General features: G+C 67.1%; 15 protein-coding genes and 2 pseudogenes. 11 read left to right on the top strand and 6 right to left on the bottom strand.

The features are described from left to right. From ACFVV1_RS38085 to ACFVV1_RS38045, 9 genes are all read left to right on the top strand, one after another. On the top strand, positions 1–432 hold the full coding sequence (locus tag ACFVV1_RS38085) for a roadblock/LC7 domain-containing protein (protein WP_389999428.1): 432 nt from the start codon (positions 1–3) through the stop codon (positions 430–432). Then, positions 429–812, top strand: coding sequence for a DUF742 domain-containing protein (locus tag ACFVV1_RS38080; RefSeq protein ID WP_389999425.1), 384 nt, complete (start codon positions 429–431; stop codon positions 810–812). Before ACFVV1_RS38085 ends, ACFVV1_RS38080 begins: the two co-directional genes overlap by 4 nt. Next, positions 784–1,404 (top strand): ATP/GTP-binding protein, encoded by a 621-nt coding sequence (locus ACFVV1_RS38075; RefSeq protein WP_389999423.1) that lies wholly within the window; start codon positions 784–786, stop codon positions 1,402–1,404. The genes ACFVV1_RS38080 and ACFVV1_RS38075 overlap by 29 nt, the downstream gene beginning before the upstream one ends. Continuing rightward, on the top strand, positions 1,401–2,693 hold the full coding sequence (locus ACFVV1_RS38070; RefSeq protein ID WP_389999420.1) for a cytochrome P450: 1,293 nt from the start codon (positions 1,401–1,403) through the stop codon (positions 2,691–2,693). The genes ACFVV1_RS38075 and ACFVV1_RS38070 overlap by 4 nt, the downstream gene beginning before the upstream one ends. A gap of 160 nt (positions 2,694–2,853) precedes the next feature. Next, positions 2,854–3,933, top strand: a complete 1,080-nt coding sequence (locus tag ACFVV1_RS38065) for a polyprenyl synthetase family protein (RefSeq protein ID WP_389999418.1) — start codon at positions 2,854–2,856, stop codon at positions 3,931–3,933. Between the two features lie 47 nt (positions 3,934–3,980). Further along, on the top strand, positions 3,981–5,534 hold the full coding sequence (locus tag ACFVV1_RS38060; RefSeq protein ID WP_389999416.1) for a prenyltransferase/squalene oxidase repeat-containing protein: 1,554 nt from the start codon (positions 3,981–3,983) through the stop codon (positions 5,532–5,534). Between the two features lie 61 nt (positions 5,535–5,595). Beyond that, positions 5,596–6,960 (top strand): cytochrome P450, encoded by a 1,365-nt coding sequence (locus tag ACFVV1_RS38055; RefSeq protein ID WP_389999413.1) that lies wholly within the window; start codon positions 5,596–5,598, stop codon positions 6,958–6,960. Next, positions 6,957–7,934 carry a terpene synthase family protein gene (locus ACFVV1_RS38050; RefSeq protein ID WP_389999411.1) on the top strand — a complete coding sequence of 326 codons (978 nt, stop codon included), beginning with the start codon at positions 6,957–6,959 and terminating at the stop codon, positions 7,932–7,934. Before ACFVV1_RS38055 ends, ACFVV1_RS38050 begins: the two co-directional genes overlap by 4 nt. Before the next feature lie 277 nt (positions 7,935–8,211). After that, positions 8,212–8,640: an RHS repeat-associated core domain-containing protein gene (locus ACFVV1_RS38045; RefSeq protein WP_389999408.1), complete on the top strand. Its 429-nt coding sequence runs from the start codon at positions 8,212–8,214 to the stop codon at positions 8,638–8,640. 246 nt (positions 8,641–8,886) lie between these two features. Here the strand turns inward: ACFVV1_RS38045 and ACFVV1_RS38040 are convergent, their stop codons facing one another. The 4 genes from ACFVV1_RS38040 to ACFVV1_RS38025 all read right to left on the bottom strand — a co-directional run bounded on the left by ACFVV1_RS38040 (position 8,887) and on the right by ACFVV1_RS38025 (position 11,781). Continuing rightward, positions 8,887–9,618: an SDR family oxidoreductase gene (locus tag ACFVV1_RS38040; RefSeq protein WP_389999406.1), complete on the bottom strand. Its 732-nt coding sequence runs from the start codon at positions 9,616–9,618 to the stop codon at positions 8,887–8,889. Positions 9,619–9,710: 92 nt separating this feature from the next. After that, a complete protein-coding gene (locus ACFVV1_RS38035) occupies positions 9,711–10,589 on the bottom strand; it encodes an ABC transporter substrate-binding protein (protein ID WP_389999404.1) in 879 nt (292 codons plus the stop codon). A gap of 157 nt (positions 10,590–10,746) precedes the next feature. Next, positions 10,747–11,505 carry an SDR family NAD(P)-dependent oxidoreductase gene (locus tag ACFVV1_RS38030; RefSeq protein ID WP_389999401.1) on the bottom strand — a complete coding sequence of 253 codons (759 nt, stop codon included), beginning with the start codon at positions 11,503–11,505 and terminating at the stop codon, positions 10,747–10,749. Between the two features lie 60 nt (positions 11,506–11,565). Further along, positions 11,566–11,781, bottom strand: a complete 216-nt coding sequence (locus tag ACFVV1_RS38025) for a hypothetical protein (RefSeq protein WP_389999398.1) — start codon at positions 11,779–11,781, stop codon at positions 11,566–11,568. A 114-nt stretch (positions 11,782–11,895) separates the two neighbouring features. On the opposite strand from ACFVV1_RS38025, the pseudogene ACFVV1_RS38020 reads away from it, so the two are divergent. Continuing rightward, positions 11,896–12,027: pseudogene (locus ACFVV1_RS38020) on the top strand (IS5/IS1182 family transposase); the annotation flags it as partial. 78 nt (positions 12,028–12,105) lie between these two features. Then, positions 12,106–13,206, top strand: coding sequence for a hypothetical protein (locus ACFVV1_RS38015; protein ID WP_389999396.1), 1,101 nt, complete (start codon positions 12,106–12,108; stop codon positions 13,204–13,206). 223 nt (positions 13,207–13,429) lie between these two features. Here the strand turns inward: ACFVV1_RS38015 and ACFVV1_RS38010 are convergent. Continuing rightward, positions 13,430–13,546, bottom strand: a pseudogene (locus ACFVV1_RS38010) (IS5/IS1182 family transposase); the annotation flags it as partial. A 225-nt stretch (positions 13,547–13,771) separates the two neighbouring features. Then, a complete protein-coding gene (locus ACFVV1_RS38005) occupies positions 13,772–14,278 on the bottom strand; it encodes a CS1 type fimbrial major subunit (protein WP_389999393.1) in 507 nt (168 codons plus the stop codon). Between the last annotated feature and the right edge of the window lie 5 nt (positions 14,279–14,283).

Here is a 14,283-nt window from a genome sequence, read left to right as displayed (position 1 = left end):
ATGTCTGAAGCCCGCGAAGAGACCGGCCCGTCCGCGTGGGTCCTGAAGCCCATCACCGAAATCCGTGGTGTCCGGCACGCCCTGACCATGACTCTCGACGGGATGGTCCAGGTCACCTCCGAGAACCTCACCAAGGACGAGGCAGACGGCATCGGTGCGATGACTGCCGCGCTGCACTCCGCCTCTCGCGCCGCCACCAACGCCGTTTTGGGAGCCCCTCCAAGCACTCCGCTCACGACCGTCACCTCACACAACGATCGGGGTACCTACATGGTCATGCCGGTCGGCGAAGGAACCAACACCCTGATCGCGGCAGCGGGCGATGAGGACATGCCCATGGGGGTGGTCGCGGCCACCATGGCCCGCCAGGCAATGAAACTCGGGGAACAGATCATGTCCGTTCCCGCCCGTACCGGCGACGGAGCGTCATGAGCCGCGGCCAGGAACAGCGACGGCTGCTGCCGGCCTACCTTGCGACCGGAACCAGCCCCGGCGCCGGCCTCTCGGGCACCCTCGATTCGCTGGCCGCTCTGCGTGCCAGTGGTCTGCCCCTCGCCAGGTACCACACGGCGGTGCACCAGCGCGTGGTCGAGCTGCTCACCGGCGGATCTCTCAGCGTCGTCGAACTAGCCGGCTATCTCGGCCTCCCGGTCAGCGTGACGTTGGTGCTTGCCGAACAACTTGTCAATGACGGTCAGTTAAAAGCCAGCGTTCCGATTCCGGACGCTCTGCGCGCGTCGAACGATGGCCGACCGTCGAAAGAAGTCCTGGAAGAGGTTCTGAGTGGACTCCACGCTCTCCTTGCCGCCTAGCTCGCCTCCCGTCTACCTGCCCGAGGGAGAACACCGAAGGATCAAGATCCTCGTTGCCGGCCCGCTCGGTATCGGCAAGACGACCGTAGTCAAGTCGCTGTCGCAGATTCCGACACTGCACACCGACGAGGTCATGACGAACGCGGCGGTCGCTACCGATGACCTCAGCCACGATGTCCTGCGTGACAAATCCACCACCACGGTCGCCATCGACTTCGGCCGTCTGACCCTGCCGGGCGACAAGATCGTTCTGTACCTGTACGGAACTCCCGGGCAGCGCCGCTTCCTTCCTCTGTGGGAAGGCATCGCGTTCGGAGCACTCGGTGCCCTCGTCCTGGTCGACACCCGGCGGCTCAAAGACTCCTGGGAGGTGATGGAACTCATCGAGGAGCGCGGTTTGCCGTACGCCGTCGCTGTCAATGTCTTCCCCGACTCACCCGCATACGACTTGGAGCTCATCCGTTCGAAGCTCGACCTCGCCCCGGAGACCCCGCTGGTCACCTGTGACGCACGGGAGAAGAACAGCGGCCTCAACGCCCTCATCCAACTGACCGCCCATTCCATATCCGTTGCCGGAGTCGAAGCCTCGTGACGCTCACACCAGCCGAAGCACCCGTGTCCCTGCATGGGGCCGAACACGCCGCGAACCCGCAGCGCAGCTATGAACTGCTGCGCCGGCAGGGGCCGGTCGGCGTAGCCGAGGTGGCCCCCGGTGTCGTGGTCCACCTGGTCACCGACTACCGGGCCGCCCTCGACCTCCTCCAGGACACCGATACGTGGACCAAGGACACCCGGAGCTGGCTGCCGCAGGTACCGGAGGACAGCCCGATCCGGCCCCTGGTGGAGTGGCGGCCGAGTCTGTTCTACGCCGACGGCGAGGAACACGCGCACCTGCGACGGGTGATCACGGACAGCTTCGGTCTCCTGGATCCCCATGACGTACGCGTCCTGACATTCCGCTACGCCGACACGCTGCTCCAGGAATTCGCTGATACCGGGACGGTCGACCTCGTCCGCCAGTACGCGCAGCAGCTGCCCCTGATGCTCTTCAATGCGCTGTTCGGTATGCCGGACGAGGAGGGCCCGCGGCTTGTGTGGGCGCTCGGGGCGATGATGGACAGCGATCCGGAGACACAGGCAGCGGGCGGGCAGTCGTTCGGCGCCTACCTCGAAACCCTCTACGGGACCAAGGCGGCGAAGCGCGGCCACGATTTGACCTCCTGGTTCATCGATCATCCCAATGGGCTGAGCCAGGAAGAGGCCGTCCACCAGATCCTCATCACCCTCGGGGCCGGGAACGAGCCACTGTGCAACCTCATCGCCAACACGCTCGTCCGCATGCTCAGCGACGACCGCTATTTCGGCACCCTGACCACCGGGAGCCTGCCCATCCAGCACGCCATCGATGACGCGCTGTGGCACGACGCGCCGCTGGCCAACTACAGCGTCCACCTCCCCAAGAAGGACGTGACCTTCCACGGCGCTCACCTGCCCGCAGGCTCGCCCGTCATGGTGTCGTACGCCGCCGCCAACGCCTGCCCCCACTCGGGCGTGCCGACGGACGGCTATCGCTCCGGGAACAAGGCGCACCTGGCCTTCGCTGCGGGGCCCCATGCGTGCCCCGCCCGTGACGTCGCCACGCTGATCGCCACCGCCGCGATCGAGAGGCTCCTGACCTACCTGCCGGACATCGAACTGGACGTTCCCGCCGACGAGCTGACCTACCGCCCCGGGGCTGTCTACCGGACGCTCACCGCGCTCCCGGCCCGGTTCACCCCGCTGACCCCCGACGCCGACGGGGCCACCCCCTGGAGCCGGAGCCCCTCCGGCCCCGGGCGGGACGCGCCACTGTCCCCGGCGTCAGGCAGCACCAAGGCGTAGAAGCCGTATCACCTGCGCTCGATCGTCGCGTCGTGGTGGTGCCGCCCGGGAACCGGCCGGCCCCACGACAGCCCAGGGAGGAGAGGCGTGTCCGTGGCCCCGCCCTCTGCAACAACGGAACCGCGACAACGGTTCTCGAACGAAAGAGGATCAACCGCCGGTGACACAAACCCTTCCCACCGCACTGCCCGACCTCTCTTCCCTACGACAGAAGGTGGGCGCGGCTCTGACCGGATTCCTGGACACCAAGGAAAGTGCCGCGCCAGGAACCGAGCTGCTCTACCTGACCACCGCCCTGCGCGGACTCCTGACCGGCGGAAAACGACTGCGGTCCCTGCTGTGCCTGTACGGATGGCAAGCCGCCGGAGCAACAGGCGACATGACCGCTGCCGTTCGTGCCGCCGCCAGCCTCGAACTTTTCCAGGTGTTCGCCCTGGTACACGACGACGTGATGGATGACAGCGACATCCGCCGCGGCCGGCCGTCCGCCCACCGTGCACTGGCCACCGCGTATACCGACAGCGGCGGCCCGGGCAGCAGGGCCCAGGCGCACGGTCTGGGCGCGGCCGTCCTCCTCGGAGACCTGGCCCTGGTGTGGTCCGATGAACTCCTGCGCACAGCGGACCTCGGCCCGGGGCGGCTGGCACAGGTGCTGCCCCTGGTCGCCGACATGCGCAGCGAGGTCATGTACGGGCAGCTCCTGGACCTGCAGACCACCGGCCGCCTGGCCGGCGACGTGGATACGGCACTGCACGTCATTCGATACAAGACGGCTAAATACACCATAGAACGGCCCCTGCACATAGGGGCGGCAGTGGCCGGAGCGACCCCGCCCGTACTCGATGCCTGCACCGCCTTCGGCATACCGCTGGGAGAAGCGTTTCAGCTGCGGGACGACCTGCTCGGGGTTTTCGGTGATCCCGCCAAGACAGGCAAACCAGTACTGGACGACCTGCGCGAGGGCAAGGCCACCGTCCTGATGGCGCTCGCGGTCCAGCGAGCCTCCACGGCCGAACTGAAAACACTGCGCGAGCTCGTCGGCCGAAGCGACCTCAACGAGGAACACGCCGCCGCGGTCCGCACGATCCTGAACTCCACCGGTGCCCGACAGACCGTGGAGGAAATGATCACTGCACGACGGGCGGCCGCTCTCACCGCCCTGGACAACGCCCCCTTCCCGGGAAGTGCCACAGCCTCCCTGCGCCGGCTCGCCCTGGACGCAACGGCCAGGCAGACATAAGGCATCGCCGCACACCGCAATCACAACCCCGAGGAGGAAGTCACCCCGTGAGCATCAGCACCCCCATCGGCACGTCCTACACCGAACGAGCCACCAGCCTGGTGGCCAGGGCCGACCAGGACACATGGGGAAGCGTCGGCCCCTCCCTGTACGAGACGGCCCGTGTCCTGTCGGCAGCGCCGTGGCTGCCCGGGGAGCCACGGCGGATCACGTACCTGCTGGAACAGCAGGCCCCCGACGGCAGTTGGGGGGAGGGACCGCTGCCCTACCGGCTCCTGCCGACACTCAGCGCGGTGGAGGCCGCGCTGGCGGTCCTGCGAAGGGGCACCGCGCCGGCAGAAGTCACCGGCCGGCTCACGACCGCGGCGAACAGGGGCCTGGACGCACTGCGCGCACTGCCACCGGTATGCCCGTGGCCGGACACGGCTGCAGCGGAAATACTCGTACCCAGCCTGGTAGCCGGCATCAACGAGAATCTGGGCTCCCTGACCACCAGCGAGGACATGCCGGGTATCAGTGGCCCCCGGCTGCCGGTTCCGGGCGGCTTCCACGCCTCGGCACCTGCTTCCGTGGCCGGACGGTACGAGCCGGCCGGCAGCCTGCCCGTCAAGTTCCACCACACGTTCGAAGGCATAGCCGGCTACATACCGCCGTCTCTCGTCCCTGACACCGAAGGCCTGCTGGGCAGCTCGCCGGCCGCCACCGCGGCACGGGCAACGCGATCACCTTCCACCACCGCTCAGGCCATCACCGAACTCACCGCAGTGGCGCAGCGCTACGACGGTCTCTTCCCCGAGGCCGCACCCCTGCGCGTGGTCGAACGGCTATGGCTCGCCGCCGCACTGGCGCGCGCCCATCTGCCCACTGCCGCTCTTCCCACCATCCGCAGGTGGGCGAAGGAGATCTACGATCCTCAAGGCGTGCGCGGCGCGCCCGGCCTCATGACCGATGCCGACGACAGCGCCATGGCGGTGCTGGTCTCCTCGCTCACCGGCCTGCCCCACGACCCGGCACCGCTGGACCTGTTCCACAACGGCAGCCACTACGACTGCTACCTCGGCGAGGACACCGGATCGGTCACCGCGAACGCCCACGCCCTCCAGGCCCTCGTGAGCTACCTGCGGCACTGCCCGGCAGCACAGCACACATACGGCCCCCGAGCGGCGAAGCTGTGCGACTGGCTGATCGGCCAGCAGCAGCCCGAAGGCCACTGGACCGACAAATGGCATGCCTCCCCCTACTACGCCACCGGGCGGTGCGTCACCGCGCTCGCCCAGTACGGCAGCCACCACGCATCCAAGGCCCTCCAGAACGCCGCCGCGTGGACCACGGACACTCAGCGCGCCGACGGCTCCTGGGGCGTATGGGACAGCACCGTCGAAGAGACCGCATACGCCGTCAAAATCCTGCTGAGCGCCCCCACACTGCAGCCACAGCACACCCGGGCCCTGGACCTCGCCGAGACATACCTGCGCGCCGCCTCGCACCCCAGCCACCAGCACCCCGCCCTGTGGCACGACAAAACCCTGTACGCACCCACCGCAGTGATCGAAGCGGAGGTACTCGCTGCGCAGGAGATGCTGCGCACCCGCTACAGCTGAACAGAGCGCCATCACACCCAGGGACCGCACAAACCACACGCGAGAAAAAAGAGACGGGCACATGACTGCCGACCTACGTACTGCGCCGATCGCCCCCGGGCGGATACCGCTCATCGGACACGCCTTGCCTCTGCTCACAGACCGCCTGGCCTACGTCCAGCGCCTGCGCACCTACGGGCCCATCGTGCAACTCGTCATCGGCCCGAAAAAGACCATCACGGTGATCAACTCGTTCGAGCTGCTCCAGGAGATGCTCACCCGCAAATCCGACCACTTCAGCAAGGGACTGCTCTTCGACAAACTCAAAATCTTCGGCGGAGACCCCCTGCCGGTCGCAGAAGGCAAACCCCACCTGAAACGGCGCCGCCTGATGCAACCCGCCCTGCATCGAGAACACGTCAAGGGCTACATCGAGACCATGCGGGCCACAGCACAACCCTCCGTCTCGGCCTGGCGCGACCAGGAAATCCTCCACGTGTGCAACGAAATGCAGCTCATGGCCCAGGGAGTCGTCATGGCCGCACTCTTCTCCTCGAACCCGGAACGCGGGCCTGCACAGACCATCCTCGACAGCGTCGACACCGTCTTCAAAGCTGCCCTCACCCACGCCATGGTGCCCATCCCCGCACTGGAGCGACTGCCCACCCGCGGCAACCGCAGAGCCCGGACCGCCAACACCGTCCTGCACGAAACCATCGCCGGCATCATCGCCGACCACCGGGCCGGCCCCGACACGTACGACGACCTCGTCTCCCTCCTGATGACCGTCCAGGACGAAACGGGCGAAAACCTGAGCGACGAAGAGATCACCGCGGAGATCACCGCCCTGCTCGCCGCCGGCTCCGAAACCACCGCAGTCACCCTCGCATGGCTGTTCCACGAAATCGCCCGCAACCCGGAACTGGAACGCAGACTCCACGAAGAAGTCGACACCGTCCTCGCCGGAAACGAACTCACCGCCGAACACATTCCCCAGCTCACCTTCACCCGCAGACTCATCGACGAAACCCTGCGCCTGCACAACCCCGCCTGGATCCTGACCCGACGGACCACCGCACCCGTCCAGCTCGGCCAGTTCAACCTGCCCGCAGGGACAGACGTGATGTGGAGCCCGTACGCAATGCACAGAGACCCCCACCTCTACCCCGACCCGCTGCGATTCGACCCCGACCGCTGGCTGCCCGAACGCCCCCAACCACCCAGAGGAGCATTCATCCCATTCGGAGTCGGCAAACGAATGTGCATCGGCGACCAGTTCTCCCTCATGGAAACCACCGTCATCACCGCACTCATCGCATCACACTGGCGACTGAAACCAGTACCCGGCACAACCACCCGACCCGTACCAGAAATCACCGTGCACCCCTCAACCCTCGACATGATCGCCGAACCCAGAAAACGCACAGCCACGAAAGCCACCACATGAACAACACCCCCCACACCACATTCCCTTCACCCACAACCCCCCTCCCCACGCCAGACCTCCAAGGTTCCTTTCCCGGCCCCTTCGCAATCAGCCCCCATGCCGAAGCCATCGAGCAGCACACCGCCCTCTGGCTCCACAGCTTCCCCCTGGTCAGCTCACCGAACGAACTGAAGACCCTCTGCAACATCACCGCCCAGGGAGTAGCCCGCGTCCTGCCGGCGGCCGACCAGGACGGCGTCTTCCTCTGCGCTGATCTCTTCCTGTGGCTCACCGCGTTCGACGACACACACGGCGAGACCGAAGGAGCCCGTGACACCGCCCGCCTGGCCCGCCGCATCAGTCAATGCGTCCACGTCCTCGCCGGCCATGACCAGCCTGCAAGCGAAACCAACGCCTACACCGCCGCACTGCAAGACCTCCTCCACCGATTCCGGGAACAGGCCACACCCACGCAATACCTACGACTCACCGCGCACCTGCGGGACAACCTCTTCGGCATCCTCTGGGAAGCCCACCACCTCGACAGGCCCGACCAGGTCACCCTGAACGACTATCGCGCGATGCGCCCGCACACCGTCTTCGTCCGGACCGTTATGGCAACCGCGGAAGTCGTCCTCAAGTACGAACTCACCGAGAACCAGCGAGCCTCGACGGCAGTACGGGAACTGGAGAACGCCGTTGCCGACCTGGCCGGGTGGATCAACGACCTCGCCTCATACGCAAAAGAAGCAGAACGCGGTGGCCCGAACCCTCTGAGCCTGCCCACACTGCTCATCCAACACCACGCATGCGACCTCGAAGAGGCATTCCGCCAGGCCTCGCGCATGTGTGAAGACCAAGCCTCCACCGCACGCCTTCGAATCACCGAACTCTCCGTCAACGGCAAGAACTCACTGGCGGATCACGCTCGCGCCGTGGAAGCCGTCGCAGCCTCCTACGTGTGGCACATAGGGCACGCCCGCTACGAGCGTTAGCCATGCCCCCTATGCCCTGAGAAGCCGTAACCTATCGATCACGAGGAGGTTCCGTTCGAACGGGTGCGGCAGTGAAACGGTCACGGTGACCTGCGCGGTCTGCAGGGCAGCACAGCGCAGGTCCACAGTCGCCGCAATTCCGGCGTGTCGAGCCCGGCCGAGTTGAATGAGTCGACGACTGGGTCGCTGAGGCGGGGCCCCGGAGGCACGGTCAGACCTTGGGTCAGCTGCCACCGTTGGCCCCTGCCCGCCATCGGGCGGCGTCGTAGCACCTGCGGTGAACCATCCGGCCGCTGTCGCAGTACGAACGCCGGCCGCCCGGAGACACGAGGTCGGCGCCCGCTTCTTCGCCGTCGTCACCGACCTGGTGGGCACGCCCACCGAACTCGTCTCCCCACACGGGGAGACGGCTCCGCGCAGCCGCTCCACGTGCTGGGGCACCACCGGTTGGAACACCTCGGCCACTGCCTGCACGCCCCTGCGATTCCCCGGGCAGTACGCCGGCCCCGAAACCGGCCTGCGCTACAACTACTTCCGCTATTACGCCCCCGGCACCGCCCGTTTCACCAGCACGGACCCATGGGGCTCGCGCCGGCGCCCCATCCCTCCACCTACGTCGTCAGCCCGTGGGTGTGGACGGGTCCCCTCGGCTCGCGCCGAAGCGTTGCAGGATGGACGCCATGACGGGGACGGATCCATCCGGTAAGGACGCCTGGATCATCTGGGGCGGCCGACCGGTGTGTACGCGTGTCTGCGCCCCGAGATCACCGACGCGAAGAAGGGGACGGAGGCGGGCAAGCTCAATCCACCGGGCTGTCCTGGCCAACTGCCCCGGACTCGGCGCCCTTACCGGCCACGTCCGCTCCTTCGCCCGCATGCTCACCGGGCGCCAGGGCGTTCCGATCCGTCCTGTCCGCCCCTCACTCGGTGGTTTTGCTGAAGGGGGGCTGATTCAGGAGAGCCAGTCGGTGTAGTGGGTGGGGGCGATGCGGGCATCGTTTCGGGCGGTGAGGACGTCGCCGTGGACGGCGGCGAACATGCCGGCGGTGCCATCGGTGACGACAGAGCGCCCGTCGCTCTTGGCGGTCAGGGTGAGCCGGCCGAGTTCGTCGAGGGGGTAGACGTCGGGACCTGCGATGCTGACGACGCCGTTCAAAGGGCTGCCTGCGGCGACTTCGGCGACAATGCCGGAGACATCCGCGGCGGCGATCGGCTGGATCGGCGTGCGTGGCAGGCGGACGGTGTCGCCGTCGGTGGTCATGGACAGGGTCGCGTCCATGAACTCCATGAACTGCGTGGCGCGGACGATGGAATATGGGATCGGCCCGGCCTTGAGGATGTCTTCCTGAAGCACCTTCGCCCGGTAGTAATCCAGATCGGGCACTTGGTCCGCTCCGACGATCGAGAGGATGACGAAGTGCCCGACCCCGGCGTTCTCGCTCGCGGCAAGAAGGTTGTCCATCGAAGTCTGGAAGAAGGCGAGCGAGGCGTCGTCGAAGGTCGGGGAATTGGTCAGGTTGATGACGACGTCAGCACCCGCCACGGCCGCCTCCACCCCCTGGCCGGTGATGATGTCCACGCCTGTGGACAGGGAGTGCGGTACGGCTTGGTGCCCGGCCGCGTTCAGATTCTCCACGACCCGTGACCCGATCAGCCCGGTTCCGCCGATGACTGCGAACTTCATGGCATGCGCCTTCTTTCGATGATTGACGCCCCATATACACCTCATGAGGCTCTGATTGCCTGGATAACGGTGGCGCCGGCGTCGCCGGGCTCCTAGGGCGTGGTGGTTGCGGTGCGGTAGAACTCGGCTGCGGTGACGGTGGCGGGGACGCCCAGTTCGGCGGCGACCGCGGTGATCGCGGTGGCGCCGACGGCGAGGTCGGCTTGGCCGTCGGTGGTGAAATACGGTGCGATGAACGTCTCGTAGTGGGCTCGGGCTTCGTCTGCGGTGTGCCGGCCGAGGAACGTCTGGATGTGCCGCACCGTGGTGTCGGGTTCGTTGTGGATCACCTGCAGGGCGCGCCGGTGGGCTTGTACGACGGCCTGGACCGCGGGGTCGTCCGGGTGGATACGGGTGGGGTCGACGGCCACGCCCACGGTGGGGATCTGGAAGTGGTCGCCGACCCAGGCCAGCACCTGCCAGCCGTGCTCGGCGGCTATCGCCTCCGGTGCCATGGTGCTGCCGACCAGGGCGGCGTCGATCCTGCCGTCGTGCAGCCGGCGCAGGTCCATGCCGTAGTCGCCGGGCGGGCGGACGATGGTGTCGATGTCGCGGTCCGGGTCGAGGCCGGCCTGGCGCAGCACGATCCGGGCGAAGCATCCGGGTGCGGTGTGGGGGGCGTGTACCGCCAGCCGTCGGCCGGCCAGGTCGGCCAGGGAGGTCAGGCCGGGGCGGGCGAGGAACCAGAACAGCGGGCGGTGGGTGTTGACATGGAGTGCGATCCAGGGGATGCCATCGGCCAGTCGGGACAGCAGTGCCCGGCCGAGCCCGATGGTGGCGCCGTGGCGCAGCCGTTCCTCGTCCCAGGAGCAGCCGTCGCGCAGCGCGACGTGGACGCCCTCGTCGGCGTAGTAGCCCTTCTGGTCGGCGATGTGGGCGACCAGTTCTTCGTGCAGGCCCCGCCCGACGTAGGCGAGATCGATCGTGTACATGAAGGTTTCTCCTTGATCGTGTCGCCGCTATGCGCCCGTGCATGGCGCGGGCCCGGCCGCTGCGGCCCATGGTGCTGAGGTCACGGTGTGCCGGATGCGGTCCAGCCATCGGCGGGACCGGGACGGCATGGCCCCGTGTGCACAGGACAGCGGGGCATCAGTACATGGACATCCCGCCGTTGACCGCGGCCGTGGTGCCGGTCATGAAGGCGTTGTCCTCGCCGGTGTAGAAGGCGACCGCTTGAGCGACGTCGTCCGGGTGTGCCAGGCGGCCCAGGGGGGTAGCGGCCACCTGCCGCTGCTTGTGCTCGTCGTCGAACACATCCGCCGCCATGGGGGTGTCGTCCACCGGGCCGGGCTCGACGACGTTGACCGTGATGCCCAGCGGGCCCAGTTCCTGGGCGAGGTACCGGGCGAACTGCGTCAGTGCGGCCTTGGCCGTGCCCAGTGCGATCATGCCCTCCCGGGGCTGGCGGCTGAGGCCGGTGCCGAGATAGATGATGCGTCCCCAGCCCTGTTCGGTCATGGCGGGCAGGACGGCTTTGGTGACCGTGAACGCCGCACGCATCTCGTCGTCGATCTTGCCGCCCAGTTCTTCCCACGTCATGTCCTGGAACGGCTTGATCACATACGGGGTGAGCGCGTTGTTCACGAGCACGTCGATGCCGCCCCATGCCGCCTGGACCTGCTCGATCATGCTCTCGACCGCCGCTGCCTGGCGCACGTCGGCCTGCACGGTCATGGCCTGGCCGCCTGCGGCCTCGATGTCGGCCACGACCTCGTCGGCTGCCGTGCCGCTGCGGAGGTGGTTGACCACCACGCGCATCCCTCGCGCGGCCAGAAGGCGCGCGGTGGCCGCACCGATTCCGCTGCTGGCCCCTGTCACCAATGCCACCCTGCCGGTTTCCCCAGTCACGGGCCCCTCTCCTGCTCATCATCGCGGGCCGTCGGCTTGGCCGCCCGGAGTTGTTCATCGTCAATGCCGGGGTGTGCTGGGCGGATCGCCCGGCTCCAGCACGCTCGTGCCGGGCGGCGGCTTCTTCCGCTTCGAGGGCATCGGGGAGGACAGCGCCTTGGCCACCGTGTTCCACGACACCTTGTACCGCTGGGCCAACGCCCGCCCCGACACCGACGGATCCAACTGACGATCCCGGCGGATCCGCTCGAAGACCCACTCACGTGACCTGTACACCCACGGACTCCTGACACGACCGTGATCAACGCACCCAGACTGACCCGCCCAAACGGATCAAAGCTCCTATTACGCCATCAGCGGCATGTCACGCACCATCAGACGGGATGACTGATCCGCTGCCTCGGTGAGCAGGCCATGGCCACCCCGAAGGGCTGACGCCTCCTGCGGAAGCTCCGCTGCAGCACCAACCGCATCACCGCGATCGCCCAGGCCGTTCTCGTCCTTCATCACGCGTCAACGTGAGGTTGGAAAAGGGTCAGTCACCCTCACGTGGGCGCGTGCACGTGAATGATCGAATCTCGAACGGGGAAAAGACGGAAAGTGAGCACGCGTAGAAGATTCCTCGGCGCCGCCACCGCAGTCGGTGCCATGGCGTTTCTCGGCAGCACTGAGGCCGCATCCGCAGACGAGAGCAATCCGGGACCGGACTCGGCGGCCCTGGAGCTCCAGGCCCGCAACGCAATCTTCGCGGTCGATACCGGCACGCAGAAGCATTACGACGTGCTCCGGGCCGAGTTGATCAAGCGTCTCAGCCCGGTCATCGTCGTTCAGAATGACGACCGGGGTGGCCTGTACACCCTCGTCCACAACGGAGAGCAGGAGTCGTTGCACCCTGTCTCCGAGATCTTCGAGCTGGCCAAGTCGATCGCCCATGCTCCGCTGGGAATCTACTCGATCACCGCGCCGTACCTGAGCCACCGGATCCCGGACCTCCCCAGCTCCGCCCGTCTCGACGAGCACGACGTGGACATGGTGGCATTCAAGGGGCCCGGAACGAGCGACTGGGTCAGCCCACTTCAGGCGTTCGGCACCGCCCTGACCACCGCCCGACAGCAGCTCGACAACGCGCACCTGCCGCAGGAGCTGGAAGCGTCGAGTACGCAGATCCTCGACGTCGCGCTCACGTTCATCAACGAGTCCGTGCAGCGCGGTTCCTTCGACGTGAAGTCGTTCGAGAACTTCACGGGGGGCTTGAACGACGCTGTCGGTACCAACATGAGGTACGCGGCGCAGGCGCAGATCGATGGCGTGGAAGACCTCATGAAGCGGTGGCGGGGCAAGGTCGGCAAGGAGGACTGGCCCGGCCTGTACATCGTCGTTCTGTCGATCTGGACGACGTCCGCCCTGAACCAGAACTCGGTTATCGTCAAGCAGTTCATGGACCCCGCGAAGGCGGACTCGCACCTGATCGACCTGCCGACGGCCCAACTGCCCGCCGACCCGGTCTTCGTCGCGCTCGACAACGTGGCCCGGATCGTGCAGGACAACGTCGCGGCGGAGATGGTGTTCCCCGCTGACCGGAAGCTGGCGGACGCGCTGAAGGGGCCCGAGGATCTGCTGGCGCAGGAGATCCTGCACCAGCTCGCCTGCCCCTACCAGAGCAAGACCGCGACGAAGAAGGCCATAGGCGCAGCCCCGTAGAAAGGGCCCGGCCACGCCGGCCTGAACGCCGGTCACAGACCGCATGCCAACTGCTTCCTCGTCATCTCGGCCGAGGAAGCCGTTGCCGTTCCAGCACATCCACGGGCTCGCACTGCCTGGCCGCCTGCCCTGGCCGTTCGGCGCCCGGACCGGTGACGATGCCCAGAAGCTGGACGAGTCCGAGGCGGCTGGTCCGGGCGACGCCGAGTCCGAGCGGCGCAGCGGGCACCTGGTGCCACGTGTACCCCGGCGTTTCCACGAACACGATCGCCGCCAGCACTTCCTGGTCACGGCGCCGCCGGCCATCACTCTGAAGCCGCGACGGCGCCTCCGGCACCACCGGACGTGGATCCCGTCCTACGTGAAGGGCCCGGACGGGGCTCCGATCTGGTGAGCCGCCTGCTGTCGTGACCAGGGGTTTTGCTACCTACGCCGTCTGCCGCGCGCGTGGCGGACGCATTCACCACGGGGTGCTGTTGACGCCCTCGCGTGGTGGGGCCGGCGGGAACGTATCGTCCCGCGCCGGCCCGCGTGGAACGCCGTCGTGTGGGATCTGGTTTCTGGCTTACCCGCGGGGAACGGCGTCGAAGATGAGTGTGTAATTGGCCGTGTAGAGCCCGTTTTGGGTGGCGGTCGGTTTGGCGGCAGCGATCACCATGTCGGCTTGCGTTCCGGGGGTGGACTCTGCGTCGTTCACGACCTCTTGAGGTGTTGCTGTCAATGCCACGTGGTTGAAGGCGTTGGTCAACGCGATGGCGTCCGACCCGTTGTAGAGGGAGGCGGGGCCCCCTTCGATGCAGGCGTGGACGCTGTCCTCTGTGTTCTTGACGTCGTATGTGGTTCTGAGCGAGGAGAGTTCACCCGAGAGGGGGTTGTAGGACATGACCTCGTCCTTGCCGAAGTCGGGGTCCCTGGGTTGGACATGGAACTGCTTGCTCGGGATGGCCGCGGAGACGTGGACCGGGGCGGGAACGTCGTCGGATTGGGGCGCGGCGACGGCGCCGGAGGCTGAGGCGGCGGCCGTTGCGACGGCGAGGGCTGCCACGGCGAAGAGGCGGGGTGTACTCGTCATGCCAG

The sequence above is a fragment of the Streptomyces sp. NPDC058092 genome (assembly GCF_042884935.1).
Lineage (GTDB): Bacteria > Actinomycetota > Actinomycetes > Streptomycetales > Streptomycetaceae > Streptomyces.
The sequence above is the reverse complement of the archived record's forward strand: the minus strand, read 5'-3'. Positions and strand labels throughout refer to the sequence as shown.